Below are 22,494 nucleotides of genomic sequence, written 5' to 3' on the forward strand. Positions count from 1 at the left end.
CGACGGCGTAGTCTTCAAGCGGGCGGCGCTTGGTACTATCGGGACATTGCCAACGAGGAGTGTCTCCGATGACCGCTGAGAACAATCGCGCGGAAGAAGCGCGAGCGATGGAACGTATCGTCAACGCGACGCGGCAGGTGCAGTCCGCGTTCATCGCGCTGCAAAAGCAGTTTCCGCCGGAAGGCGACGGCCGGCCTTCGCAGATGGCGCTCCAGACGTTCGACGCCGCGCTGCAAGAACTGGAAGACGCTCAGGCTTCCTTCGACACCATGCTCAACGATCTCTTCGACGGCAATCGCTAGGCATTGCGCAACGCCGGCACGTCATCTTGCGCGGCGCGGCTGCGGTCGTCGACCGCGGGCGCGGACGCCTGCGAATCGAGCCCGGCCCACGACACGCCATCGGTGGACTGGCGGCGCGCCGCCGCAACGCAGGCATCGACCAGTTCCTTGAACGAGACCGCCGCCGAACTCGTGCGCACGAGCACCTCGCCTTGCAGCGGGCTTTCCGCGACCACGAGCCCGACGATGAGTTCAGCAGCGGGCGCGCGCTGATGCAGCCGTCGGAGAAGATTGCGCAGATACGGCGGCGATTCGGCGGCATCGAACGAAACGACGCAGATGATGGTCACGCCGGCAAGGTCCACTTCGCCAAAGCGTCCGCGCGAGAACCGCTCGTAGCCGGTCAAATCCGCGCCGAGCCCGTGCTTGCGGAAAAGCTGCACCGCGATGGTCGCGGCCAGATCGTCGAGCGGACTTCGCCCCGCGATGCACAGCACGGACGCGGTATGCCCTTCCGCGCCCGCGTCGAAGCGTTCGGGCGGCGATTCGGAGGCGACAGCGGCTATTTCGTCGGGCGTGGTAAGGCTCACGAGCGGCTCTTCCTTGCGCTGAACGGCAGGCGTCACGTCCTCCGCGTCCTCCAGTCCCTCGATGATGTCGAGCGCCGATTCGTTGATGCGCTTCAACTGGTCCGCCGTCACGACGCCGCGCAGCACGTCGTTATGGGCGAGGCGCAGGCCCTCGAGCGCGACTTCGTCGTAATACGCCACCAGCGACCGGTCCTTCAGCAGCGACTCCGCCTGCACGAGCGCCTCGTCGGGATCGTTGGCGAGCAGCCGCTGATAGAAGTTCTCCGCCGGTGTCAGCGCGGGCCGGTCGCCGAAGAGCACGTCGAGAAATTCGAGACGGTCCACGTGTCGCCCGAGAATGACGAGGCAGAGCGTGAGCGGCGTCGAGAGCACGAGCCCGATCGGCCCCCAGATCCAGCTCCAGAAGATGGCCGCGACGATCACCGCGAACGGCGAAAGCCCCGTGCTGTGGCCGTATAAGAGCGGCTCGACAATCTGCCCGGCCACGATATCGGTCGCGCCGTACAGCACGATGGTCCAGATGAGCATGGTCCAGCCCGGCCCGACCGCCGCCGCGAAGATGACCGCGACCAGCGCGGCAATCCACGTCCCGACGTAAGGCACGAAGCGCAGGAGCGCCGTCATGACGCCGAAGAGCAGCGCGCCCGGCACGCCGATCACCGCGAGCCCGATGGAAATGACGATGCCCACGCCGACGTTGATGCCCAACTGCGCAAGAAAATAGCGCGACAGGCGGCGCGCGGCTTCGTCCATCGCGGTCGTCGCGCGGTGCAGGTCGCGCGACCCGAACAGGCGTATCAGCCGGTCGCGCAAGTCTTCTCGCTGCAACAGGATGAACACCGCGACCACGAGCACGATGCCGGTGGTTTCCAGCGGGCTGATGACGGGCGACAGGAACCGCTGCGCGAGTTCCAGCGGCGACGGCGCGGGCTCGTGCACTTCCACGGGCATCGGCTGATCGATAGGCGATGCGGCCGCGTTGTCCTCGTTCGCGCGCGGCTCCTGTTCGCGCGCCGGCGACAGACGCTTCAGCGCACGCGACGCGCGTCCGAGAAACGCGTCCGCGCGGCCGACTGTCATGCGCTGAATGCTGTCCACCTTGCGCTCGACGGCCACCTGATACTTCGGCAAGTCGCCCGCGAGTTGCGCGACTTGCGCGCCGATCAACGCGCCGACAGCCGTGAGCACCGACAATGCGACGACCACCGCCACGATCACCGACGGCACCTGCCCGAAGCGCAGCCGCCGCAGGAAGTCGACGAACGGCGCGAGCAGGAAGCTCAAGAGAATGGCGAGGATGATCGGAATCATCACCGCGCGCCCGAAGTACAGGGCGCAGATCACGACGACGACTGCCACCAGCGACGCCAGCGCGCGCAGGCCCGGCGCGTCGGGCGGCAGGATCTTAGCGGGAGGCCGGCGCGGGCCGGGAAGTGGAGGCATGAGGGTCGGCTCGTAGGAAATACTTTCCGGACGAAGCAAGGCGCGTGCCGGTGAGTATTTTCGGGATGGGTGGCGCCAAACGGTGAGCCGATACGGGAGAGCGCGCGCGTATTGTTCGCGAAACGAGAACGGCGAATTGATTTCCGCTCGTATTCTGCTTGCGTCAGCACGAACCCATACTGCTTGACAGGAGACCGGGATTCGCCCGGTCCGCAGAGGAGGCTCTCATGAAGCTCTACCATCATCCGTTGTCGGGCCATTCCCACCGCGCGCGGCTCTTCCTGCATCTGCTCGGCGTCGAGCACGACGAAGTGGAAGTAAACCTCGCCGCCGGCGCGCACAAGACTCCCGATTTCCTGCGCCTCAACCGCTTCGGTCAGGTCCCCGTGCTGGTGGACGGCGAGCAAGTCGTTCAGGACTCGAACGCCATCCTCGTCTATGTCGCGAAGAAAACCGGCGCGACGCAATGGCTGCCGGAAACTCCCGCCGAAGCCGCCGCCGTGCAACGCTGGCTGTCCGTGGCGGCGGGGCAGATCGCGTTTGGGCCGGCTGCCGCGCGCCTCGTCACGGTGTTCGGCAGCAAGTTCAATGTCGATGAAGTCATCGCGCGTGCGCACGCCGTGCTGAACGTGATCGACGACGAATTGCAGAACCGCGACTGGATCGCGGATATCGGCAGCGCGCATCCGACCATCGCGGATATCGCGCTCTACAGCTACATCGCGGGCGCTCCGGAAGGCAACGTCGATCTGTCCGGCTACCGCAACGTGCTCGCGTGGCTCGCGCGCATCGAAGCATTGCCGGGCTTCCTGCCGTTCCGGACGACGGCCGTGGGCCTGCGCGCCTAGAGCCACCCTTGACGGAGACGATCATGCCGATCACCGCCCCATCGCCCTGGCATCGCGGCGAAATCGCGATGCAAACCGCCGCCGGCGTCGCGGAGCGGATGCGCGACGTCGGTTCGCGCGTCGTGCGTTCGTTCATGCCGGAACAGCATCGGCAATTTTTCGCGCAGTTGCCGTTCATCGTCGCCGGAACGGTCGACGCCAACGGCGACGCCTGGGCCACGTTTCTCACCGGCCGCCCCGGTTTCGTGCGTTCGCCGGATGCGACGACGCTCTCCGTCGAGCGCACACGTGATCCGCTCGATCCCGCCGACGCCGGTCTCGCCGACGGCGCGCCGGTCGGCTTGCTCGGCATCGAGCTGCACACGCGCCGCCGCAATCGCGCGAACGGCGTGATTCATCGCGACAACGCTGCTCACGGGCAAGCATTCGAGGTGGCCGTCGAGCAGAGCTTCGGCAATTGTCCGCAGTACATCCAGTTGCGCGACTTCGCGTTCGTGCGCGACGCGTCGGCGCCCTCGCCGTCCGCGCCTGTCGCGCTCGACGTACAGTCGCCCCGTCTGCGCGCCATGATCGAGCGCGCCGATACGTTCTTCGTCGCGTCCTACTTCGACCGCGAGGACGGGCATCGTCAGGTGGACGTGTCGCATCGCGGCGGCAAGGCCGGCTTCGTGCGCGTGTCCGACGACGGCGCCCTGACCATTCCCGACTTTGCGGGCAACCTGTTCTTCAACACGCTCGGCAACATTGCAGCGAACGGACGGGCGGGACTTGTGTTCGCGGACTTCGAAACCGGCGACGTCCTGCAACTGACCGGCGACGCGCAAGTCCTTCTCGACTCGCCCGAAACCGCCGCGTTCCAGGGCGCCGAACGCCTCTGGCGCTTCGTGCCGCGCCGCGTCGTGCTGCGCGAAGACGCGCTGCCGCTGCGCTGGACGTTTCGCCGCGAAGGCTGGTCGCCGAATTCGCTGATGACCGGCGACTGGAACGAAGCCGCGCAGCGCATGAAGGCGGCGGCGCTGGCGGATGCGTGGCGGCCGTATCGCGTGAGCCGGATCGTCGATGAAAGCGACGTGATTCGCTCCTTTTGGCTCGAACCGGCGGACGGCGCGGGCATCGTGCCGCACGCGGCGGGCCAGCATTTGCCGGTGCGCGTCACGCTGCCGGGCGAAACGAAGCCGCTCGTGCGCACCTACACGCTCTCGGTCGGCCCGGCGGACGGCGTGGTTCGCATCAGCGTGAAGCGCGAAGGCCGGGCGTCGGCGCATCTGCACGACGCGCTGAAAGTGGGCGACATCATCGAAGCGCGTCAGCCGGCGGGCAGCTTCACGATCGATCCGTTCGAAGCGCGCCCCGCCGTGATGCTGGCGGCGGGCGTCGGCATCACGCCGATGCTCGCGATGCTGCGTCACGTGGTCTATGAAGGACTGCGCAAGCGGCGCGTGCGTCCGGTCTGGCTGATCGCGTCGGCGCGAACGCTCGCGAGCCGCGCGTTCGCCGCTGAGATCGACGCGCTCGCCAGAAGCGCGGAAGGCGCGGGCGGCGCAGTCAACGTGATACGCGTGCTGAGCGACCCGCGCGGCGCGCAATTGAAACGCGACTACGACGTGTCCGGCCGCATCGACATGGATCTGCTGACGAGCTTTTTGCCGTTCAACGACTACGACTTCTATCTGTGTGGCCCCGGCGCGTTCATGCAGACGCTTTACGACGGCCTGCGCGCATTGAACATTGCCGATGCGCGCATTCACGCCGAAGCGTTCGGTCCCGCGTCGCTCGTTCGCCTGCCGGATCGCGGCGTCGAAATCAGGCCGATGCGCCCGCCCGCCACCGAAGCGGTGCCGGTGCGCTTCGTGAAGTCACAGCGCGACGCGCAATGGACGCCCGCGAGCGGCACGCTGCTGGAACTCGCCGAGGCGTGCGGCGTGGAGACGGAATCGAGCTGTCGCGGCGGCACGTGCGGGACGTGCAGAACGCGCATCGTGAGCGGCGCGGTGTCGTATTCGAGCGAGCCGGCGTTTCATGTCGATGACGGCGAGGCGCTGATCTGCTGCGCGCGCCCGGCAGCGGACACCGAAGCGGCGCTGCAACTGGACCTCTAGACAACGCGCGATTGCGGACCACTGCGGCATGCCCGAGAATGCACGGCAACTTACCCGCCCGCTTTTCGCATCCGACATGGACCGTTTTCAGGCAATGTCGACCTTCGTCACGGTGGTCGAAACCGGCGGCTTCGCCTCGGCCGCGCGCAAGCTCGACGTCTCGCCTTCGGTCGTGAGCCGCGTCGTGACCGAACTCGAAGAGCGGCTCGGCGTGCGCCTGCTCACCCGCACCACGCGCGTCGTGCGTCTCACGGACGCCGGCAGCGGCTTCTTCGAAGACTGCCGGCGCATTCTCGGCGAAGTGGACACCGCCGAACTCGCCGCGCGAGGCACGCACGCGGCGCCGCGCGGCGTGCTATCGCTCACCGCGCCGGTGCTTTTCGGCCGGCTGCACGTGACGCCTATCGTGCTCGACTATCTTTCGCGCTATCCCGAAGCCGATGCCAACTGCTGGTTCGTCGACCGCGTGGTGAATCTGGTCGACGAGGGCATCGACGTGGCCGTGCGCATCGCTCAACTGCCGGATTCGTCGCTTCAGGCGATTCCCGTCGGGCGCGTGCGCCGCGTGCTGTGCGCGTCGCCCGCTTATCTCGCGAAGCACGGCACGCCCGCGCGCCCGGAAGACCTCGACGCCCACACGATCATCGCGTCCACGGGGTCGTCTTCGCCGCCCGAATGGCGTCTGCACGACGGCGAACGCACGGTGATCGTCCGCACGCGAGCGCGCCTCGTCACGACGACGAACGATTCCGCCATCGCCGCCGCGCTCGCGGACTTCGGTATCGCGCGGCTCATGTCGTATCAGGTCGCGCAGCATGTGAGCGAAGGCCGGCTCGTGATCGTGCTCGCCGAATTCGAGCCGCCGCCTCTGCCCATTCATCTCGTCCACCGCGAAGGCCGCCACGTCACGCAGAAAGTGCGCGCCTTTCTCGATCTCGCCGTGGCGACACTGCGCGCGGATGCATCGTTGCGCTAAACGAACTAAACGGCGCGTGTGGCCGCTTCGTGAATCTTTGAGGATTCGAACGCCCGTTAGCGCGCGAGCCGTGCAAAATGACGGCAAACCATGCAACATAGCCCTCTTCGGCGTATTTGCGCTTCACGTTCCGGCTCGACGAAACCGGCTCTTCCGAACCACAACGGCTCCCGCACCATGACGAACCCGACCTCTCCCACGAACGAACGCCCGCTCGACATGATCATCTTCGGCGGCGGCGGAGACCTGGCGGCGCGCAAGCTGCTGCCCGCGCTGTACATGGCGCACTCGCACTGCAACCTGCCCGCCGAAACGCGTATTCTCGCCATCGGCCGCAAGGACTGGACGCGCGAAGATTATCTGAAGAACTTCATGGAGAAGCAGTCGCGCCCGTTCATCGACGAGAACGCTTTCGATGCCCAGTCGTGGGACAAATTTCTCGCGCTCTTCGACTACGTGCGCGTCGACGTGGAGAATCCCGACGACTTTCGCCGGCTCGCCGAAGCCACGCGCCAGAACGCGCAGCGCGTGTTCTATCTCTCGACGTCGCCGGAGCTTTTCACGACCATTTGCGACAACCTTTCTGCAGCCGGCATCGTGGACGACCAAGCGCGCGTCGTGCTCGAAAAGCCGCTCGGCCATGATCTCGCTTCCGCCCGCGCCATCAACGACGCGGTGGGCCAGCATTTCAAGGAAGAGCAGATCTACCGCATCGACCATTATCTCGGCAAGGAAACGGTGCAGAACCTGATGGTCCTGCGCTTCGGCAATCCCATTTTCGGGCCGCTGTGGCAGGCGCCGTACATCAAGAGCGTGCAGATCACGGTGGCGGAAACCGTGGGCGTGGGCAGCCGCGCGGGCTTCTACGATCACACCGGCGCGCTGCGCGACATGGTGCAGAACCACTTGCTGCAACTGCTGTGCATCGTCGCGATGGAACCGCCCGTTTCGCTCGATCCTGACGCCGTGCGCGACGAAAAGCTGAAGGTGCTGAAATCGCTGCGCCCGATGAGCGTCGCCGACACCGCGCGCGACACCGTGCGCGGTCAATACGCGGCGGGCGCGGTCGGCGGCGAGCCGGTCAAGGGTTATCTACAGGAAGACAACGTGCCGCCCGACAGCCGCGCGGAGACGTTCGTCGCGTTGCGCGCGCATATCAACAACTGGCGCTGGGCCAACGTGCCGTTCTTCCTGCGCACGGGCAAGCGCATGCAGACGCGGCGCTCGGAAATCGTCATCGATTTCGCGGACCTGCCGTTTTCCATCATCCCGAGCGGGCCGCGCAATTACGGCAACCGTCTCATCATCACGCTTCAGCCGGAAGAGTCGATTCAGTTGCAGATGCTCGCGAAGGAACCGGGCAGCGGTATGCAGATGCTGCCCGTGAACCTGAATCTCGACCTTCAGCAAGCCATGACCCAGCGTCGCGCGGAAGCCTATGAGCGTTTGCTGATCGACGTGATTCGCGGACGCCTCACGCACTTCATGCGCCGCGACGAACTGGAAGCGGCGTGGGCGTGGGTCGAGCCGATTCTGAATGGCTGGAAGGAACTCGGCGACAGGCCGCGCGGCTACACGGCGGGCACGTTCGGCCCGGCGGCCTCGTCCGCGTTGATGGCGCGGGAAAATCTGGCGTGGGCGGAAGAAGGTTGATTCAGCGCATCGCGGGGCGCGCTGCGCGCCGCGATGCCAGCGCCTTGTCCGCGCCCATCACAGCCGCCAGCACGCCGATTCCGCAGAAAATGCCCGCGAGCCGAAGCGCCGCGGGCATGGGATCGGACGACCAGTGGTGATCCTGCACGAACACCATAATGAACGCGATGGTGAACTGCCGCCCCACGTAGCTCGCGCCCTGCGCGCCCGTCTGCACGTGACAGCCCATCCACACGCCCGCGCATAGCGCGAGCATGCACGCGATGTCGTTGTCGCCGATCAGCGGCAAAAGCGCGAGACTCACCGCGCCCGCGATCAGGCACCCGAGCACGCGCTGCACCATGCGCGCCGCGATAGGCCGGCGCGTCGGCTTGCCGAGCGCCGATGCGGGCAGGATCAACACGGCGACCGCCGTGACCAGCGCCTGCGCGAATCCCGGCAGATTCCACGCATACGCGACTACCGCCAGTATCGCCACCGACCACGCCGCATGCCATGCGAGGCGCTTGCGCATGGCGTTGGCAGCCTGCGTCGCCTGCATCGCGCCGAGAGCGTGCAGCGGGCCGGGCTGTATGACGGTGACGGTCGCGGTCTCGTGACTCGATCCATCGACGCGATCGGCCGTCGATGCGGCCCGCGCGTCCGGCATGAGCGCCGCGCCGCGCGACTTGCGATACCGCTGCGCCCCCGCGTGGAAGAGCGCGGAGACGCCCACGCACGCGAGCGTCCCGACGACGACCTCCGCCACGCGCAGCAACGCGAACGACGCCGTCGCCGAAGCCGACGCGAGCCGATGCGCATCGAACGTCACCATGAGCGCCGTCACCGCGCCCAACACCCACGCATAACCCGCGTCCGACACGAGCGCGCGATACACCGACACGCCCGCAATCAGCCCGAGCAGCGGCACGAAAAGCCACGGCGTGTCGCCGATGAGCGGCCCCGCGCTCGCGCCGAGCAATGCGCCCGCAACGGTGCCGAGCACGCGATGCACGCCGCGCTGCGCGCACGCCGAGAACTTCGACTGCATGACCGCGAAGCCGCTGATCGCCGCCCACCAGATGTGTTCGAGTCGAAAGGCGTACGCAAGCGCGACCGCCAGCGCCACGGACACCATCGCCTGAGTCGCGAACAGGGCGCGGGCGCGAGTCGGCCGGATGGCGCCGAGTTCGCGCGCGAGCGCGATCAATGCGTCGCGCACCAGTTCGGTGAGCGCGCTCAACGCAGCGGACGCGCCGCGCGACGATGACGTCGTAGAGGAAGAATGGTGAATCGTCGAATGATCGTGCGGCATCGTCGGCGGTAGCGAAGGTCTTGTCTGAGCGTAGACGCGGATCGGCGTGAGCGCAATGCATCCCGACAGCTTCCGGCAGCATCCGGATGCCGATGCTATGGTTGAGTCATCCAACCTGCGACACGACGAGGACATCTCATGGCGAAAGTTCTGGTGCTCTACTACTCGATGTACGGCCACGTCGAGACCATGGCGCAAGCGGTCGCCGAAGGCGCAGGCGGCGTGCCGGGTGTCGAGGTCACGGTCAAGCGCGTGCCGGAAACCATTCCGGCGGATCAGGCCGCCGTGATCGGCGTGAAGCTGGATCAGCAGGCGCCGGTCGCGACCATCGACGAACTCGCGGACTACGACGCCATCATCTTCGGCACGCCCACGCGCTTCGGCAACATGGCCGGGCAGATGCGCACGTTCCTCGACCAGACGGGCGGCCTGTGGGTGAAAGGCGCGCTCGTCGGCAAGATCGGCAGCGTGTTCACGTCCACCGCTTCCCAGCATGGCGGGCAGGAAACCACCATCACGTCGTTTCACACGACGCTCCTGCATCACGGCATGGTCATCGCTGGGGTGCCTTACGCGTGCGCCGCGCTCACCAACATGGCCGAGATTTCGGGCGGCACGCCGTACGGCGCGACGACCATCGTCGGGGCCGACGGCAAGCGTCAGGCGACGCAGAACGAGCTGGACATCGCGCGGTATCAGGGCAAGCACGTCGCCGAACTGGCGATGAGGATCGCGGGCAAGTGAGTCGCGCGACTGACAGGCGCGGGCGAATAGATGTGCCAGCTTCTGTCGGCTCTTTCGCGGCATTGACGATGCGAGCGGTCCGCGCGTGCCTTGCCGCAGGCCGTCTCACCGTGACGGGCACGCTCACCGCATGAGAAGCGCGTCGCGCCTTGACTGCGTCGTGCCGGCTACGTTCGCGCGCGGATTCGTTCTCACGCATAACAGCCGGATGTATCGCAAGACCATCGGAGCGATCGTTCGGCAAGCTAATCATTCCGCCGCCTTGCGCTCTAATAAGTTCCAACACGTGCCCTGCGCTCGCAGAGCACCGTCGCTATCGCTGGGCGGCGGAGTCAAGGGTACCGGCGATGTCCGCGGTCCCAGCGCCTCGCGCGCATTTCCTCATGCTTGCCGCGCATTCAGCCGATGGCGATTGCGTCAAAATCAACGACGCTTTACCGTTGCTCACGGGAAGTGATCCGTTCGTAGCGAAGACGGATGCCGACCAAACGCCACCGCTCCCGAAAATCCTCACCGCAAACCGATCCCGTAACTCCTCACCTTTGCGAAACTCGCCCCCATGAGCCTGACCACCCCCGCCTCGCATCACGACGCACTGCCGCCTCAGGGCCTCACGCCCACGCGCGAGCAGATCATCCGGCATCTGCGGCACGCGAGCGCCGTCGCCGAGCGCGCGACGCTGCTCGGGCATCATCCGTTCGGCGCGATTCTCGTCGGCCCGGATCAGGAAAGCGTGCTGATGGAGCAAGGCAATGTCGATACCGTGAATCACGCCGAGTCGGTTTTGGCGCGCGTCGCGGCGCTCAACTTCACGCCGGACTATTTGTGGGGCTGCACGCTTTATACATCGGTCGAGCCGTGCTGCATGTGCGCGGGAACGGCGTACTGGGCGAACATCGGTCGCGTGGTCTACGGGCTGACCGAAGCCCGGCTGCTCGAAGCCACCGGCAATCACGCCGAGAATCCGACGATGAGCGTGTCGTCACGCTATGTCTTCGACCATTGCCAGAAGCCGGTGGATCTCATCGGGCCAATCGCCGAAGTCGAGGACGAAGTGTTGCGCGTACAGCGGGCGTTCTGGTCCGCGCGATAAGCGTTGGGCCGCGTTGGAGGCTAAATCACATTCAACATGGCAAGCGCCGTCTCCTGCAACGGCTGCAACACGCGGGCAAGCGCAGCCTCGTTCGTTTCCTTCCCGATAGGCATGTTCACCGATAACGCCGCGACCACGTGCCCGTGCCGGTTCTTGATCGGCACGGCGACGCCGCGCACTCCCACCTGCAACTGCTGTTCGATGGACACATAGCCGTCTGCACGCGCCTGACGGATCTTGTCGTACAGTGCTTCCTTGTTCGTGAGGGTGAGCGGCGTGAAAGGCTTGAAGTCGGTCGCGTCGAGCCATTTGCGCACGGCGTCTTCGTCCGGCTTGTAGGCGAGCATCACGAGTCCGCCCGACATCAACGCCGCCGGCACGCGTGCGCCGAGCACGAAGCCGGTGGTCATCACGCGCGTGGAGCCGTTACGCGCGATGATCACGAGGTCCCATTCGTCGAGCACGCTCACGTAGACGGATTCATGGATCGACGCGCTCAAGTGCTGCAAGTAAGGCTGCACGATACGCGGCAGCCGCGCCGAATCGAAATACGACCAGCCGACGCGCAGCACACGCGGCGTCAGATTGAAGAGCTTGCCGTCGGTCTGCACGTAACCGAGATGCGCGAGCGTGAGCAGATACCGCCGCGCCGCCGTGCGCGTCATGCCGGTGCGCGTGGCCGCTTGCGTCGGCGTCATGCGCGCGTGCTGGTCGTCGAAGGCTTCCAGGATCGCGAGACCCTTCTCCAGCCCTGCGATCCAGTCGCGCTTGTCGAGTGCCGGTTTCGTCATATTCGGTTCGCGCCTTCTGCTAGTGCTAACCCCCAAAGCGGTCGATTATCGAACACCTGCGTGCGATAATCGCGCACAATTTATCACAAATCGTTGCCCGCGCGTGGCTGCGCTCTTATGCTCGGATCACTTGTAAGGGACATGCTCGCGGGCCTGAATCGACTGCCTTTCGCGCGGCCACACCGTGGCGCGCATCGGCACGACGTAGACAAGAAGAAGTGAACAGGCGCAGCAGGACCACTCGATAAACCATCATTCGGAGACACTTCTATGGCTAGCCCTAAGGAAGAGGCGCACGGCGGCCGCCAGGCGAAAAAAGCGACGGCGAGCGGCTGGATCGGCTCGGCGCTCGAGTACTACGACTTCTTCATCTACGCGCAGGCGGCCGCGCTCATCTTTCCGCAGTTGTTCTTCCCGTCGGGCAACCCGAAGGTGGCCATCGTCGCATCGCTTGCCACTTACGGCGTGGGTTACGTCGCGCGGCCGATCGGCGCGTTCGTGCTCGGCCATCTGGGCGACACGCACGGCCGCAAGAACGTGCTCCTTATCTGCATGTTCCTGATGGGCTTTTCGACGATGGCCGTCGGTCTCTTGCCGACGTATCAGAGCGTCGGCATGCTCGCGCCGACCTTGCTCGTCGTGCTGCGTCTGGTTCAGGGCTTCGCGGTGGCGGGCGAAATCTCCGGCGCGAGCTCGATGATTCTGGAGCACGCGCCCTTCGGCAGGCGCGGCTACTACGCGAGCTTCACGCTTCAGGGCGTGCAGGCCGGACAGATCCTCGCGGCTGCCGTCTTCCTGCCGCTCGCCGCGTTCATGCCCGAGAGCATGTTCAATTCGTGGGGCTGGCGCGTGCCGTTCCTGCTGTCGGCGCTGGTGCTGGTGGCGGGCTACATCATCCGTCGTGAAGTTCACGAAACGCCGGCATTCTCGGCCGAAGGCGCGCACGGCGCTGTGCCCAAGTCGCCGATCAAGGAAGCGTTTGCAAACAGCACGCCCGACATGATCCGCGTGGTCTGCATGGCGCTGATGAACGTGATTCCCGTCGTTGCGACTATCTTCGGCGCGGCCTACGCAGTGCAGGCGTCCTACGGCATCGGCTTTCAGAAGAGCGTGTATCTGTGGATTCCGGTAGTCGGCAATATCCTCGCCGTGCTGGTGATTCCGTATGTCGGCAATCTGTCCGATAAAGTGGGCCGCCGCATGCCGATGATCGTCGGTTCGCTGCTCGCGGGTCTGCTCTCGTTCGCGTATCTGTATGCCATCAGCATTCGCAACGTGCCGCTGGCCATTGTCATGTCGCTGCTGATGTGGGGCGTCGTCTACCAGGGCTACAACGCGATCTTCCCGAGCTTCTTCCCCGAGCTGTTCCCGACGCGTTCGCGCGTCTCGGCGATGGCGATTGCGCAAAACATCGGCACGACGATCACCGCGCTTCTGCCCGCGCTCTTTGCCGCCGTCGCGCCGCCGGGATCGGCGAACATTCCGCTGACGGTCGGCGCGCTTGCATTCGGCGTGACGATCATCGCGGCGATTGCGGCGTGGTCGGCGCGCGAGACGTATCGCGTGCGTCTGGACGATCTCGGCAAGAAAGACGCCGTGCCCATGACCGAGCAGGAATACGAGCGTATGCGCGCGGATTCGATGGCCGTCGAGAAGGTGGCGAAGGCTCACGCGTAAGCCGACTTTGCATGTGATTCAACGGGCCCTTCGGGGCCCTTTTTATTGCTTCGCGATAACATGCGAGCCATTCGTTCCATGACGCGGAGGCATGAATGGCGGGGTTCAACGAGCGCATCCTGAACGGCATCAGCGTCTTCGCGGCGATCGTCGATGCGGGCACGTTCGCCGCAGCCGGCGACAAGCTCGGCATGTCGCAGCCGGGCGTGAGCCGCGCCATCGCGCGGCTCGAAGCGCGCCTGAAGATTCGCCTGTTCGACCGGACGACGCGCACGGTTTCGCTCACCGACGATGGCCGCCGCTTCTTCGAACAAGTCATGCCGCATCTCGTCGGTCTGGAAGAAGCGGCCGCGACGGCGTCCGGCAGCGCGACGGCCGTGCGCGGGCGATTGCGCGTGAACGTCGATCCGATCTTCTCGCGGCTCGTGCTCGGACCGAAGCTCGAAGCGTTCATGGAAGCGCATCCGGAACTCGAGCTCGAATTGCTGACGCGCGACCGTCTGGGCGACATGATCGCCGAAGGTTTCGACCTCGCCGTGCGCTTCGGCGAGCCGCGCAATTCGAGTCTCGTCGCGCGCAAGCTGCTCGATACGCCGGTGCGCACGGTAGCCGCGCCGTCGTATATCGCGCGATACGGCCGGCCCGCGACGCCGCAGACGCTCGCGAGCGGCGCGCACACGTGCATCGAATTCCGTGATCCCGAGACGGGGCGGCCGTTTCCGTGGGAGTTTCATCGCAAGAAGAAGCGCCTGACCGTGGAAACGCGCGGGCACCTCACGCTGAACGATCCGGGCACGATGCTGAGCGCGTGTCTCTCGGGATACGGCATCGCGCAGATACTCGAACTCGGTCACGCGCATCTGATGGCGGAGGGCCAGCTCATCGACCTGTTTCCGGACTGGCCCGACGAGCGGTTTCCGCTCTATGCGTTTCATCCGTCGCGGCATCATCCGCCGGCGAAAACGCGGGCGTTTCTGGATCTCGTGATTGCGTTGACGGGCGAGCGTTAGCCGGATTGCGGCATTAGCGCGCGCAAGCATCCGGCCGCGCCTTCGTGCCGCGACGCTCCGGCGGCACCTTGCAGTTGTCGACGCGCTGTTCGTCGCTGGCCTTGTCGCCGAGCCGTTCCTTGAGCGTCTTCGGCTCGGAGGCGGCCGCGGCGCTGGCGGCGTCGTCGGCATGTGCGATTGGAGCCGCTGTCAGACCGATCAGCAAGACAGCCATATGAGAGTAGCGATTCATCATGATCGGCCTCGTCGAAAGGCTCGAGTTTCACCGCATCGCGACCGCCGCGCCTTCCGTCTCTTGCGCTTTCGTTTCGACGCCGCGCAGGCCGCGCACCGACACCGCGAGCCCGCTCGCGCCCTTGCGATTCTCGACCGTGAAGCTCGCCTGATGCCGCTGCGCCACGCGCAGCGCTATCGCAAGCCCGAGCCCGCTACCCTGTCCGTGCGTCCCCGCGCCGCGATAAAACCGGTCGCACGCGCGTTCGATCTCGTCGGGCGGAATGCCGGGGCCGGTATCGAGCACCGTCAGCGCGATGCCATCGGCGTCGCGGCGCAGCCGTACATCGACGCGTCCGCCGGGCGGCGTATGCCGGATCGCGTTGTCGAGCAGATTGTTGAGGAGCACCGCCAGCGCGTGCGTGTCGCCCAAAATCGCATACGCGTCCTGCTCGCCGCGCGCGGCTTCCAGTTCGAGGCCGAGGTCGATCGACTTCGCTTCCGCGATCAACGAAAAATCGGACACACGCGTTTCGCACAACGTGCGCAGGCTCATCGGGCCGATTGCCGCCTCGCGTGCCGCGTCCTCGCGCGCCATGCTGAGCAACTGCTGCGCGAGGTGAATCAGCCGGTTCAGCCGGCCGTCGATCTTGCCGACGGTCGCCGCGTCCACTCTCAGCGAGCCGTCGCTGATGGCGCCCTGAATCTGCAATTTGAGCGCCGTGAGCGGCGTGCGGAGTTCGTGAGCGGCATCCGCGACGAACGTTCGTTGCGCTTCCGAGGCATCGGAAAGGCGCGCGAGCAGGCCGTTCAACGCATCGACGAGCGGACGCAGCTCGACGGGCATTCGCTCGGCCTGCGACATCGGCGCGAGCGATTCCGGCGAGCGCGCGGCCAGCGAGCGCGAGAGCCCGCGCACCGGCGCAAGCCCGCGCGCCACGACGACGAGCACGATCACGACGACGACCGGAAACAACAAAAGCAGCGGCCAGATGGTGTGCAGCGCGAGCGAAATGGCCATGTCGTCGCGGACGAAATACGGCTGGGCCACCTGCACGAAGCGGTCCGGCAGCGTCATGCCGAACGCACGCCAGCGGTAGCCTTCGCGCTCGCCGGACCGAAAACCGTCGCCGAAACGCGGCAGCGCGGGCTCGTGAGGCGAGTGATAGATGAGCCGCCCGGTCTTGTCCCAGATGTCGATCACGAGCCGGTCGTCGGCGATGCCTGCCAGTTCGTGACTGCGGCCTTCGGCGACATCGGCCGCGCCGATGTTGCCCGGCAGCGAGACTGCCACGGTGCGCAGTTCGTAGTCGAAGAGTTCGCCTGCCTCCAGCCGCGCCATGTGGAAAATGCCATAGCCCGCGAGCAGACACGTCACTGCAAGTCCGCAGATGAGCCAGCCGAGCAGCCAGCGCCGGATGGAGTTCATCCGAGTCCTTTCAGCCGATAACCGACGCCGCGCACGGTCACGATCTGCTCCGCGCCGATCTTGCGCCGCAAGCTATGCACGTGCACTTCGATGGTGTTGCTGCCCACTTCTTCGCCCCATCCATAGAGTTTCTCTTCGAGTTCCGAGCGGCGGAACACGCGCGACGGCTCCTCGATCAGCGCCTGCAACAACGCGAATTCGCGCGGCACGAGATTCAGCGCGACGCCGGCCTTCGCGGCTTCGTGCGCGGCGGGATCGAGCGACAGATCGCCGTGCGTATAGACGAGCTGAGTGTGACCCGTGCGGCGGCGCAGCAGCGCGCGCACGCGGGCGGCGAGTTCGTCGAGGTCGAAAGGCTTCAGCAGATAGTCGTCGGCGCCGGCGTCGAGGCCGCGGATGCGGTCGTCCACCGCGTCGCGCGCGGTGAGAATCATCACGGGCGCATTGCCGCCGTTCTTGCGGTAGCCGCCGAGCAGATCGAGGCCATCGCGTTTCGGCAAGGTGAGGTCCAGCAGCACGAGGTCGTACACGTCATTGCCGAGCGACAGTTCAGCCGCACGGCCATCCTGCGCCCAATCCACGGTGTAGCTCGAACGGCGCAACGCGGCCAGCACCGTCTCGGCAATCATCTCGTCGTCCTCAACCAAAAGCAGGCGCATGCGTTTCCCCAAGCTGAACTTCGCGGCCATTCTCCTTGCGGCTTGCTTAAGCGGCACTTAACGCCGCAGGGCGCAGCTTAAGCATCGCATAAGCATGCAGCCCGCACTATACCGCTAGACGCGCCGCACGCCGTGCGCTCGGGCCATGGCGATGCAGGCGGTGCTCTTCGCGCCATGCGTCGCGGCTTCTGATGCGGTGCGGGTCGCTGTCTGACGATGCCCCAGCCACCTCGACGCGCTGCAATCACTCACGCTGTTCACGGCGACTGTCGTCAGCGAGGCGGGCGTGACGCTCGTCATGCGCCGCCGCGAATGACCGGTGCGCGGTCAGCCTCCATCTCGACGATGCGGGCGGCTGCTCGTCCAATTGCATCCTGCCGAAAGCCGGCGTGGCAGCGCATGCCGCTGTCATCCCGCGCGTCTTCGGCGAGAAGTCCACGCGGTCGGGCGTGACTCGGAACTCGCCCGGTCCGGTTGGAGCCCGGCTCTTCGCCGGGCTCTTTTTTTTGTCCCGATGCCTGGTTGTCACGCGCTGAGGTGAGGGTTTTCGGGAACTGCACGGAAGAAGCGCCCGGCAACGGGCTTCGCAGCGTGGCTGAGGTGAGAGTTTTCGGGATTAGGCGCGCTGTGGCCTGTCCGCGTGACATCGCCGGCTCGCCGGATAGCCCGTCGTGTCTCGCTACGCTTCGTCGCCGCGCGGTCGCGCTTGTCTCAGCAAGCACTCCCCGCATCTACGAGTGATTTCCGTCCAGTGACTGCGCGCGTCCGGACTAATTCGCCTTCGCGCGTGCGCTTTCGCAGTTGCGACGCGGCGCCTCTGACCTTGCTGGAACAGTACGCCGCGACGCCACGCAGTAGGGACAAGCGAGAATCGCGGTTACGGACCCATGTGCTATAACTTTTTTTCGCACCTTGTGCGCTCATCCGATGCTTCGTTAACCTGACGGTGGAAATCATGATGCAAAGACGAATTCTCGTGACGGCATCTACCGCCGTCCTCGCGCTGAGTTGCCTCGCACTGGATGGCTGCACGACCAACCGAAACGCAGGCGCCGAACACGCAGCGGGTGCCGCCGATCAGCGGCGATCCATCGACGCAGATGTGGACGGCACGATACAGCGGCTCTATGCGAGCGTCCCCGGTTCGCGGGAACTGGTCAGCAAGGCGCGCGGCGTCCTGGTGTTTCCGTCGGTGCTCCAGGCCGGCTTCGTGGTCGGTGCCGAATACGGCAAGGGCGCGCTGCGCGTGGGCGGGAACACCGTCGGCTACTACAGCACGACTTCCGGCTCGTTCGGCTTGCAGGCCGGTGCGCAATCGAAGGCGCTTATCTTTCTCTTCATGACGCAGGACGCGCTCGAGAAGTTCCGCAACTCCAATGGATGGTCGGCGGGTGCCGACGCTTCGGTGGCGCTCCTCAAAATGGGCGCGAACGGCACGGTCGACACGAACACCGCCACGAAGCCGGTGACGGCAATCGTGCTGACGAACGCGGGCCTGATGGCGGATGCCTCGCTTCAAGGCACCAAGATAAGCCGGCTCTCCGAATGATTGCGCGGTGCCCGCGACGAGCGCGTTCGTGGGAACGCCCATGAGATGAGCGTGCTATCGCCCTCGTTGGCGCGCGCATCGCCAACGCGCCGTCGCGAGCCTTGCATTTCTCATGAATCGCAAGCGACGATGCGATCGGCGACCGCAAGAAGACTCGGCTCGATAATGTCCGGTTGCTCGCCCCATGGCAAAGGCGCGTTGCCGCGTCGTGTGACGAGCGCTGCGGCCCAGCCCGCCGCCTGCGCGCCCGTGGTGTCCCAGACATGCGCTGCAATCAACCGCAGGCGCGCTGGGTCGGCGCCAAGCCCTCGCGCAGTTTCGGTGTAGACGGCAAGCGCAGGCTTGAATTGATGTAGCGGGTCGACGGACAACACTTCGTCGAAGTAGTGCCGGATGCCGGCTTGCGACAGTGCTCCCTCACTCGATTCCTTCGGCGAATTCGAAAGGCTCACCATGCGAAAGCCAGCGCCCGCGAGCTTGTCGAGAGCCGGAGCGACGTCAGCGTGTGGAGGTAGCGCCTTCAGCGTCGCGGTGAACTCGTCGATGTCGTCATCGCGCACGTGGACATCGCACGTTTGCGCGAGCATCTTCAAGACCGCCACCGCCAGCGTCCCGAAGTCCACATAACGCCCGCTCAGCGTGAGTGCCTGAGAGTAAAGGATTTGCTGATCGAACCAGCGACGCATTGAACAACCGCCAGAGAAGGTTCGAGCGAAGAACGGCTCTAACGCCTCGATATCCAGGAGCGTTTCATTCACGTCGAATACGAGAATGCGCTCCCGGTTGTTCGCTAGCGGCATGGAAACTCCTTGGAAGTCGTGGGATGCGGGTCGAGAGTTCGCTACTGCTTCGCAGCCGACAATGGGTTCGGTAATCTGACGGTAAAAGTCGTGCCTGTTTCCCGCGCGGATGCGACTGAAACCGATCCGCCATGTGCATCGGCCACCTGCTTGACGATGAAGAGGCCGAGTCCGATGCCGCCTCTTGGTGTTCGCGCGTGCGCCGAGCTATCGGGCAATCGTCTGAGCGGATCGAAAATGTCCACATGATTCGCTGCTGGGATCGGCTCGCCGATGTTATGCACGTCGAGCCGCACCCATTCATCCGTCTCCGCTACAGTGATCGTCACCGGTGTATCGGCGGCTCCATGTGCGAGCGCATTGCCCACGAGGTTCGAGACCACCTGCCGCACCCGCGCACGGTCCCAGTAACCGTCCAGCGATGGGTCAGCATTGAGGTCTATCTGCCGATCCGGATGAAGCGCCCTCAACTCGCCGACCGCGTCCTCACACACTTCGCGCAAAGACATATGGACAGGCGCAATCTCCAACTGCCCGCCCATTCTCACTTGCGCGAAGTCCAGCAGGTCGCCCACCATCTTCTCCATGATGTTCGCACTGCTAATAATACGGCTTGCTGCCATCGCTCCTGGATCGCCCAATGCCTCGCCGCGCAGAAGGTAATGTGCGGACATGACGATAGCGCCCAGCGGATTGCGCAAGTCATGTGCGATCATTCCTGAAAGTAATTCGCGCGAGCGTTGACTGCGCTCGCTGTACCAGGTAATCGACTCCGTCAGCGCCTGATCAATCGCTTCATTGAAGCGAACGACCTCTTCGACCGCCGTCGCGGGGTCGCCGACGCCCGCCGCGCGCCATCGTCGCAACACGCTTGCTCGCAAGGCGCGGTATTCAGCCGCGATCTCGATCAACGAAAAGTTGGCCTCGAGACGGTCGCGCGCGTGCTCCTTCGCATCTTCAGTGAGCGACGGCGAGTTCTCCGGCGCATCGCCGCGGCTTTTGCCCGAACGTTCGGACTCACCTTGCTCCGAATCCATATCCTCCGCAATGTGTTTCAGCAGTTCGCTGGCGAGGTCACGCAGTGCTTCGTGAGGCAATTGTTTCGCGCTTTCGAGGTGACTACGCGCGAAGTCCGCGAACTCGTCGACGATAGCGTCTCTATCCGCGCGAATGTAGTCCGAGAGGGAGACTTGGTCATGCTCGCTACCCGCATCTGCCGAGGCTTGTTTGCGCATTCTCGCGTCCTGTCATGACAGCGGTTCCTGTGCGTCAGCAGGCGCTATGCCGCATGACCCGCGGCGAGTGAGTCGGGGCGAGTTCTGCGAAAGGCTTGCTCTCGATGGGGGCTGTTTGAGGCGATTATTCACGCGAACTCGTGCTCGATGGTTGAAACGCAAGACGCTCATGTTTTTGGCCTTGGCAGCTTCTTTTTCGCCGCTGCGTGGTTTTCAGCGGCCCGCGTAGATGCGCCGCACGAGCCTTTCGGCGGGCGTCCGTTCTTAGACATCGGAGTGCGTGTCGACTTTCTTTGCGTGGGCGCCTCGATCGAGTTTGGCGTGCCGAGACGGTCGTTCCCGACGTTGGAACGGCTTGTGTCGTCGACGTTGAGACGAGCGGAACTGCGTGATCTCGCGCATGATCTCGCTAGCGAAGCCGCTCGCGGATTGCAGCTTGATCGTGTTGAAATACATGACGGTTGTGCCCGCGCGCCCGGTCGACTCATGCGCGGCCGAAGTTTTCAGGAGAGACCAGCTCACCGTAAAGTCCAGCACCGCCGGTCGGAAACGGTGGACGTTGAAGGAGGCTTTGGAAACGCTGTCTTTGCCACGCTTGTTTTTTGCTTGGCTACGCTATCCTTTTCGGACCGCTGACGGGAGGCGCCGTCGCTGGATGGAACCGTCGAGCCGACTCCTTTATGCCGATAATCTGATGGGCGGTACAGGCAATTCGTCGCCCTCGATAAACGCCGTCGCAGATCGAATCGCGAAGTACATTGCGCAATCTTCGCTGGCGAAAAGGCCCCACTTGCCAATCGACGTTGCATGGCCGTCTTCTTCGAGAATCGACGCAGTTGCTATGAAGGTGTTGCCGTCGCGCGTGACATTCGGCTCGAAGGCGGCTCCGCCGTGATAAATGACCATCGTCTTCTCCCTCAAGTTCTTTAGTGGGCCGGCAGTCACTGCTGCCGTTGTCTTCCTCTGCGACAAATGGGTGCGACGCCGCGACACCGCCCATTCTGTCGAGGCCACATTGTTAAATCCAGAAACGCGGTGTGATATTACCGAGCCAAAATTCGTCCAATCAGCAGTTTTAACCATTGCTTACAGTTGCGCAGTGTGCTTTTACTTCAGCCGGTTGACGCTGGTTGCACTGGCTTAGCGGTCAATCTTGAAGAAAACGCTTGTGGCATTGCGGCGCTAACGATTGAGCGCTGCATTGTTGCGGTTTTGCCCTTGGTGGGGCGCGGCCCCTTTCTAACGGGCGCGCTGGCAATACCGCGACGGTGCACGGGCGTTTGCCGCGGCGAACGTCGTCGATGGACATTCTTCTTTACGCGTACCGGGTGCCGCATGACGGTGACCGATGAAACGTATCGAGCGGACATTGCGACAGGGCTGTTGCCCCAAATTGTCTCACCGCACGTATCGATTCCTTTGCGAGGATACGAGAACGTCATCGATATCCCGGTTTTGTCGTTGCCGCACTATGCAGATTAACGGCGACGATAGCGGACTTCGCTGCAAGCCCGATACAGCGAATCAAGTCCGTTTCTCCTCCTATTCGCCTGTTGGGTATTCATTAGAGCCGCTTCGGTGCACTGGAGCTTATTCTTTGCTCTCAATCAATTTCGGCAGTCTTGGAGCGATGAACAGAAGATGCCGAAAGCGCTTGATAGATCGGATGCATTGCGGCGGAATCGAGGGTCACTCATATGGCCTCGAGCAGAACAGCAATTATGCGCGCGAAGGAGCAACGGCAAGCCAATCGCTCGCAGTCATGTCATCGCTGAAAATACGCGCAGAAGATGTCAGCGACCTGCTGTCCCGTCTTGAGTTATTCGCGGACAGCAGGTGCGAAGCTCGGGTTATGGGCTTTCGAATTCCGACAGTCCGATGCCTTCAACTCCCCGGCTCCTCTTTTGCGACGAAACGTGTCTGCGGGAACTACAGCGCTTGCTCGAGCACACTAGGCTTATTTGCTCCCGAATCTTCTCACCCATGACATGGACAGAATCCACGATCAGTGAATTGAGTGGTGGCGGTCTACGGTGAACATAGAGTGTGGCCAGCGTATTGCGTCACACGTGGACACGCCGGCACTTCGCGTGGCGACGCAATCAGATGG

General features: G+C 64.5%; 19 protein-coding genes. 10 read left to right on the top strand and 9 right to left on the bottom strand.

Translation table 11 applies throughout. The features are described 5' to 3' along the window. Positions 1 to 68 precede the first annotated feature (68 nt). A complete protein-coding gene (locus P9239_RS03840) occupies positions 69 to 302 on the top strand; it encodes a hypothetical protein (protein ID WP_309749163.1) in 234 nt (77 codons plus the stop codon). Here P9239_RS03840 and P9239_RS03845 read toward each other — a convergent pair. Continuing rightward, positions 299 to 2,314, bottom strand: a complete 2,016-nt coding sequence (locus P9239_RS03845) for an AI-2E family transporter (RefSeq protein WP_309749164.1) — start codon at positions 2,312 to 2,314, stop codon at positions 299 to 301. The genes P9239_RS03840 and P9239_RS03845 overlap by 4 nt on opposite strands. A gap of 227 nt (positions 2,315 to 2,541) precedes the next feature. Here P9239_RS03845 and P9239_RS03850 point away from each other — a divergent pair, with 227 nt between their 5' ends. From P9239_RS03850 to zwf, 4 genes are all read left to right on the top strand, one after another. Continuing rightward, complete coding sequence (locus tag P9239_RS03850; protein WP_309749165.1) at positions 2,542 to 3,162, top strand: glutathione S-transferase; 621 nt, start codon at positions 2,542 to 2,544, stop codon at positions 3,160 to 3,162. Positions 3,163 to 3,185: 23 nt separating this feature from the next. Next, on the top strand, positions 3,186 to 5,261 hold the full coding sequence (locus tag P9239_RS03855) for a pyridoxamine 5'-phosphate oxidase family protein (protein ID WP_309749166.1): 2,076 nt from the start codon (positions 3,186 to 3,188) through the stop codon (positions 5,259 to 5,261). A gap of 76 nt (positions 5,262 to 5,337) precedes the next feature. Beyond that, positions 5,338 to 6,237 (top strand): LysR family transcriptional regulator, encoded by a 900-nt coding sequence (locus P9239_RS03860; protein WP_309749615.1) that lies wholly within the window; start codon positions 5,338 to 5,340, stop codon positions 6,235 to 6,237. Positions 6,238 to 6,414: 177 nt separating this feature from the next. Next, complete coding sequence (gene zwf / locus P9239_RS03865; RefSeq protein ID WP_309749167.1) at positions 6,415 to 7,890, top strand: glucose-6-phosphate dehydrogenase; 1,476 nt, start codon at positions 6,415 to 6,417, stop codon at positions 7,888 to 7,890. 1 nt (position 7,891) lies between these two features. On the opposite strand, the gene P9239_RS03870 is transcribed toward zwf, so the two are convergent. Next, on the bottom strand, positions 7,892 to 9,112 hold the full coding sequence (locus P9239_RS03870) for an FUSC family protein (RefSeq protein ID WP_309749168.1): 1,221 nt from the start codon (positions 9,110 to 9,112) through the stop codon (positions 7,892 to 7,894). Between the two features lie 210 nt (positions 9,113 to 9,322). On the opposite strand from P9239_RS03870, the gene wrbA reads away from it, so the two are divergent. Then, positions 9,323 to 9,928, top strand: a complete 606-nt coding sequence (gene wrbA, locus P9239_RS03875; RefSeq protein ID WP_309749169.1) for an NAD(P)H:quinone oxidoreductase — start codon at positions 9,323 to 9,325, stop codon at positions 9,926 to 9,928. A 559-nt stretch (positions 9,929 to 10,487) separates the two neighbouring features. Further along, positions 10,488 to 11,021, top strand: coding sequence for a nucleoside deaminase (locus P9239_RS03880; RefSeq protein ID WP_309749170.1), 534 nt, complete (start codon positions 10,488 to 10,490; stop codon positions 11,019 to 11,021). 20 nt (positions 11,022 to 11,041) lie between these two features. Here P9239_RS03880 and P9239_RS03885 read toward each other — a convergent pair whose 3' ends face one another. Beyond that, positions 11,042 to 11,812 (bottom strand): IclR family transcriptional regulator C-terminal domain-containing protein, encoded by a 771-nt coding sequence (locus tag P9239_RS03885; RefSeq protein WP_309749171.1) that lies wholly within the window; start codon positions 11,810 to 11,812, stop codon positions 11,042 to 11,044. A 270-nt stretch (positions 11,813 to 12,082) separates the two neighbouring features. On the opposite strand from P9239_RS03885, the gene P9239_RS03890 reads away from it, so the two are divergent. Beyond that, positions 12,083 to 13,489 (top strand): MFS transporter, encoded by a 1,407-nt coding sequence (locus P9239_RS03890; protein ID WP_309749172.1) that lies wholly within the window; start codon positions 12,083 to 12,085, stop codon positions 13,487 to 13,489. 95 nt (positions 13,490 to 13,584) lie between these two features. Beyond that, complete coding sequence (locus P9239_RS03895; RefSeq protein WP_309749173.1) at positions 13,585 to 14,499, top strand: LysR family transcriptional regulator; 915 nt, start codon at positions 13,585 to 13,587, stop codon at positions 14,497 to 14,499. A 13-nt stretch (positions 14,500 to 14,512) separates the two neighbouring features. On the opposite strand, the gene P9239_RS03900 is transcribed toward P9239_RS03895, so the two are convergent. From P9239_RS03900 to P9239_RS03910, 3 genes are read right to left on the bottom strand one after another with little or no spacing between them, the layout of a single operon-like run. Next, entirely contained in the window at positions 14,513 to 14,734 is a 222-nt protein-coding gene (locus tag P9239_RS03900) for a hypothetical protein (RefSeq protein WP_309749174.1), read from the bottom strand. A 27-nt stretch (positions 14,735 to 14,761) separates the two neighbouring features. Beyond that, positions 14,762 to 16,141, bottom strand: a complete 1,380-nt coding sequence (locus P9239_RS03905; RefSeq protein ID WP_309749175.1) for an ATP-binding protein — start codon at positions 16,139 to 16,141, stop codon at positions 14,762 to 14,764. Next, positions 16,138 to 16,800 (bottom strand): response regulator, encoded by a 663-nt coding sequence (locus tag P9239_RS03910; protein ID WP_309749176.1) that lies wholly within the window; start codon positions 16,798 to 16,800, stop codon positions 16,138 to 16,140. Before P9239_RS03910 ends, P9239_RS03905 begins: the two co-directional genes overlap by 4 nt. 958 nt (positions 16,801 to 17,758) lie before the next feature. Between P9239_RS03910 and P9239_RS03915 the strand changes: the two genes are divergently transcribed. After that, positions 17,759 to 18,349 carry a YSC84-related protein gene (locus P9239_RS03915; RefSeq protein ID WP_309749177.1) on the top strand — a complete coding sequence of 197 codons (591 nt, stop codon included), beginning with the start codon at positions 17,759 to 17,761 and terminating at the stop codon, positions 18,347 to 18,349. 110 nt (positions 18,350 to 18,459) lie between these two features. On the opposite strand, the gene P9239_RS03920 is transcribed toward P9239_RS03915, so the two are convergent. From P9239_RS03920 to P9239_RS03930, 3 genes are all read right to left on the bottom strand, one after another. Continuing rightward, complete coding sequence (locus P9239_RS03920; protein WP_309749178.1) at positions 18,460 to 19,149, bottom strand: haloacid dehalogenase type II; 690 nt, start codon at positions 19,147 to 19,149, stop codon at positions 18,460 to 18,462. 41 nt (positions 19,150 to 19,190) lie between these two features. Beyond that, positions 19,191 to 20,384 carry a sensor histidine kinase gene (locus P9239_RS03925; protein WP_309749179.1) on the bottom strand — a complete coding sequence of 398 codons (1,194 nt, stop codon included), beginning with the start codon at positions 20,382 to 20,384 and terminating at the stop codon, positions 19,191 to 19,193. A gap of 678 nt (positions 20,385 to 21,062) precedes the next feature. Next, entirely contained in the window at positions 21,063 to 21,290 is a 228-nt protein-coding gene (locus P9239_RS03930; protein WP_309749180.1) for a hypothetical protein, read from the bottom strand. Between the last annotated feature and the right edge of the window lie 1,204 nt (positions 21,291 to 22,494).

Origin of the sequence: Caballeronia sp. LZ062, from assembly GCF_031450785.1 — a bacterium.
Lineage (GTDB): Bacteria > Pseudomonadota > Gammaproteobacteria > Burkholderiales > Burkholderiaceae > Caballeronia.

Bases quoted from the DNA above. Each gene is read 5' to 3' on its own strand.
- P9239_RS03855 (WP_309749166.1), top strand. From the start codon at position 3,186: ATGCCGATCACCGCCCCATCGCCCTGGCATCGCGGCGAAATCGCGATG.
- wrbA (WP_309749169.1), top strand. From the start codon at position 9,323: ATGGCGAAAGTTCTGGTGCTCTACTACTCGATGTACGGCCACGTCGAG.
- P9239_RS03920 (WP_309749178.1), bottom strand. From the start codon at position 19,149: ATGCCGCTAGCGAACAACCGGGAGCGCATTCTCGTATTCGACGTGAAT.
- P9239_RS03885 (WP_309749171.1), bottom strand. From the start codon at position 11,812: ATGACGAAACCGGCACTCGACAAGCGCGACTGGATCGCAGGGCTGGAG.
- P9239_RS03880 (WP_309749170.1), top strand. From the start codon at position 10,488: ATGAGCCTGACCACCCCCGCCTCGCATCACGACGCACTGCCGCCTCAG.
- P9239_RS03905 (WP_309749175.1), bottom strand. From the start codon at position 16,141: ATGAACTCCATCCGGCGCTGGCTGCTCGGCTGGCTCATCTGCGGACTT.
- P9239_RS03895 (WP_309749173.1), top strand. From the start codon at position 13,585: ATGGCGGGGTTCAACGAGCGCATCCTGAACGGCATCAGCGTCTTCGCG.
- P9239_RS03840 (WP_309749163.1), top strand. From the start codon at position 69: ATGACCGCTGAGAACAATCGCGCGGAAGAAGCGCGAGCGATGGAACGT.
- P9239_RS03910 (WP_309749176.1), bottom strand. From the start codon at position 16,800: ATGCGCCTGCTTTTGGTTGAGGACGACGAGATGATTGCCGAGACGGTG.
- P9239_RS03850 (WP_309749165.1), top strand. From the start codon at position 2,542: ATGAAGCTCTACCATCATCCGTTGTCGGGCCATTCCCACCGCGCGCGG.
- P9239_RS03860 (WP_309749615.1), top strand. From the start codon at position 5,338: ATGGACCGTTTTCAGGCAATGTCGACCTTCGTCACGGTGGTCGAAACC.
- P9239_RS03900 (WP_309749174.1), bottom strand. From the start codon at position 14,734: ATGATGAATCGCTACTCTCATATGGCTGTCTTGCTGATCGGTCTGACA.
- zwf (WP_309749167.1), top strand. From the start codon at position 6,415: ATGACGAACCCGACCTCTCCCACGAACGAACGCCCGCTCGACATGATC.
- P9239_RS03845 (WP_309749164.1), bottom strand. From the start codon at position 2,314: ATGCCTCCACTTCCCGGCCCGCGCCGGCCTCCCGCTAAGATCCTGCCG.
- P9239_RS03915 (WP_309749177.1), top strand. From the start codon at position 17,759: ATGCAAAGACGAATTCTCGTGACGGCATCTACCGCCGTCCTCGCGCTG.
- P9239_RS03925 (WP_309749179.1), bottom strand. From the start codon at position 20,384: ATGCGCAAACAAGCCTCGGCAGATGCGGGTAGCGAGCATGACCAAGTC.
- P9239_RS03930 (WP_309749180.1), bottom strand. From the start codon at position 21,290: ATGGTCATTTATCACGGCGGAGCCGCCTTCGAGCCGAATGTCACGCGC.
- P9239_RS03890 (WP_309749172.1), top strand. From the start codon at position 12,083: ATGGCTAGCCCTAAGGAAGAGGCGCACGGCGGCCGCCAGGCGAAAAAA.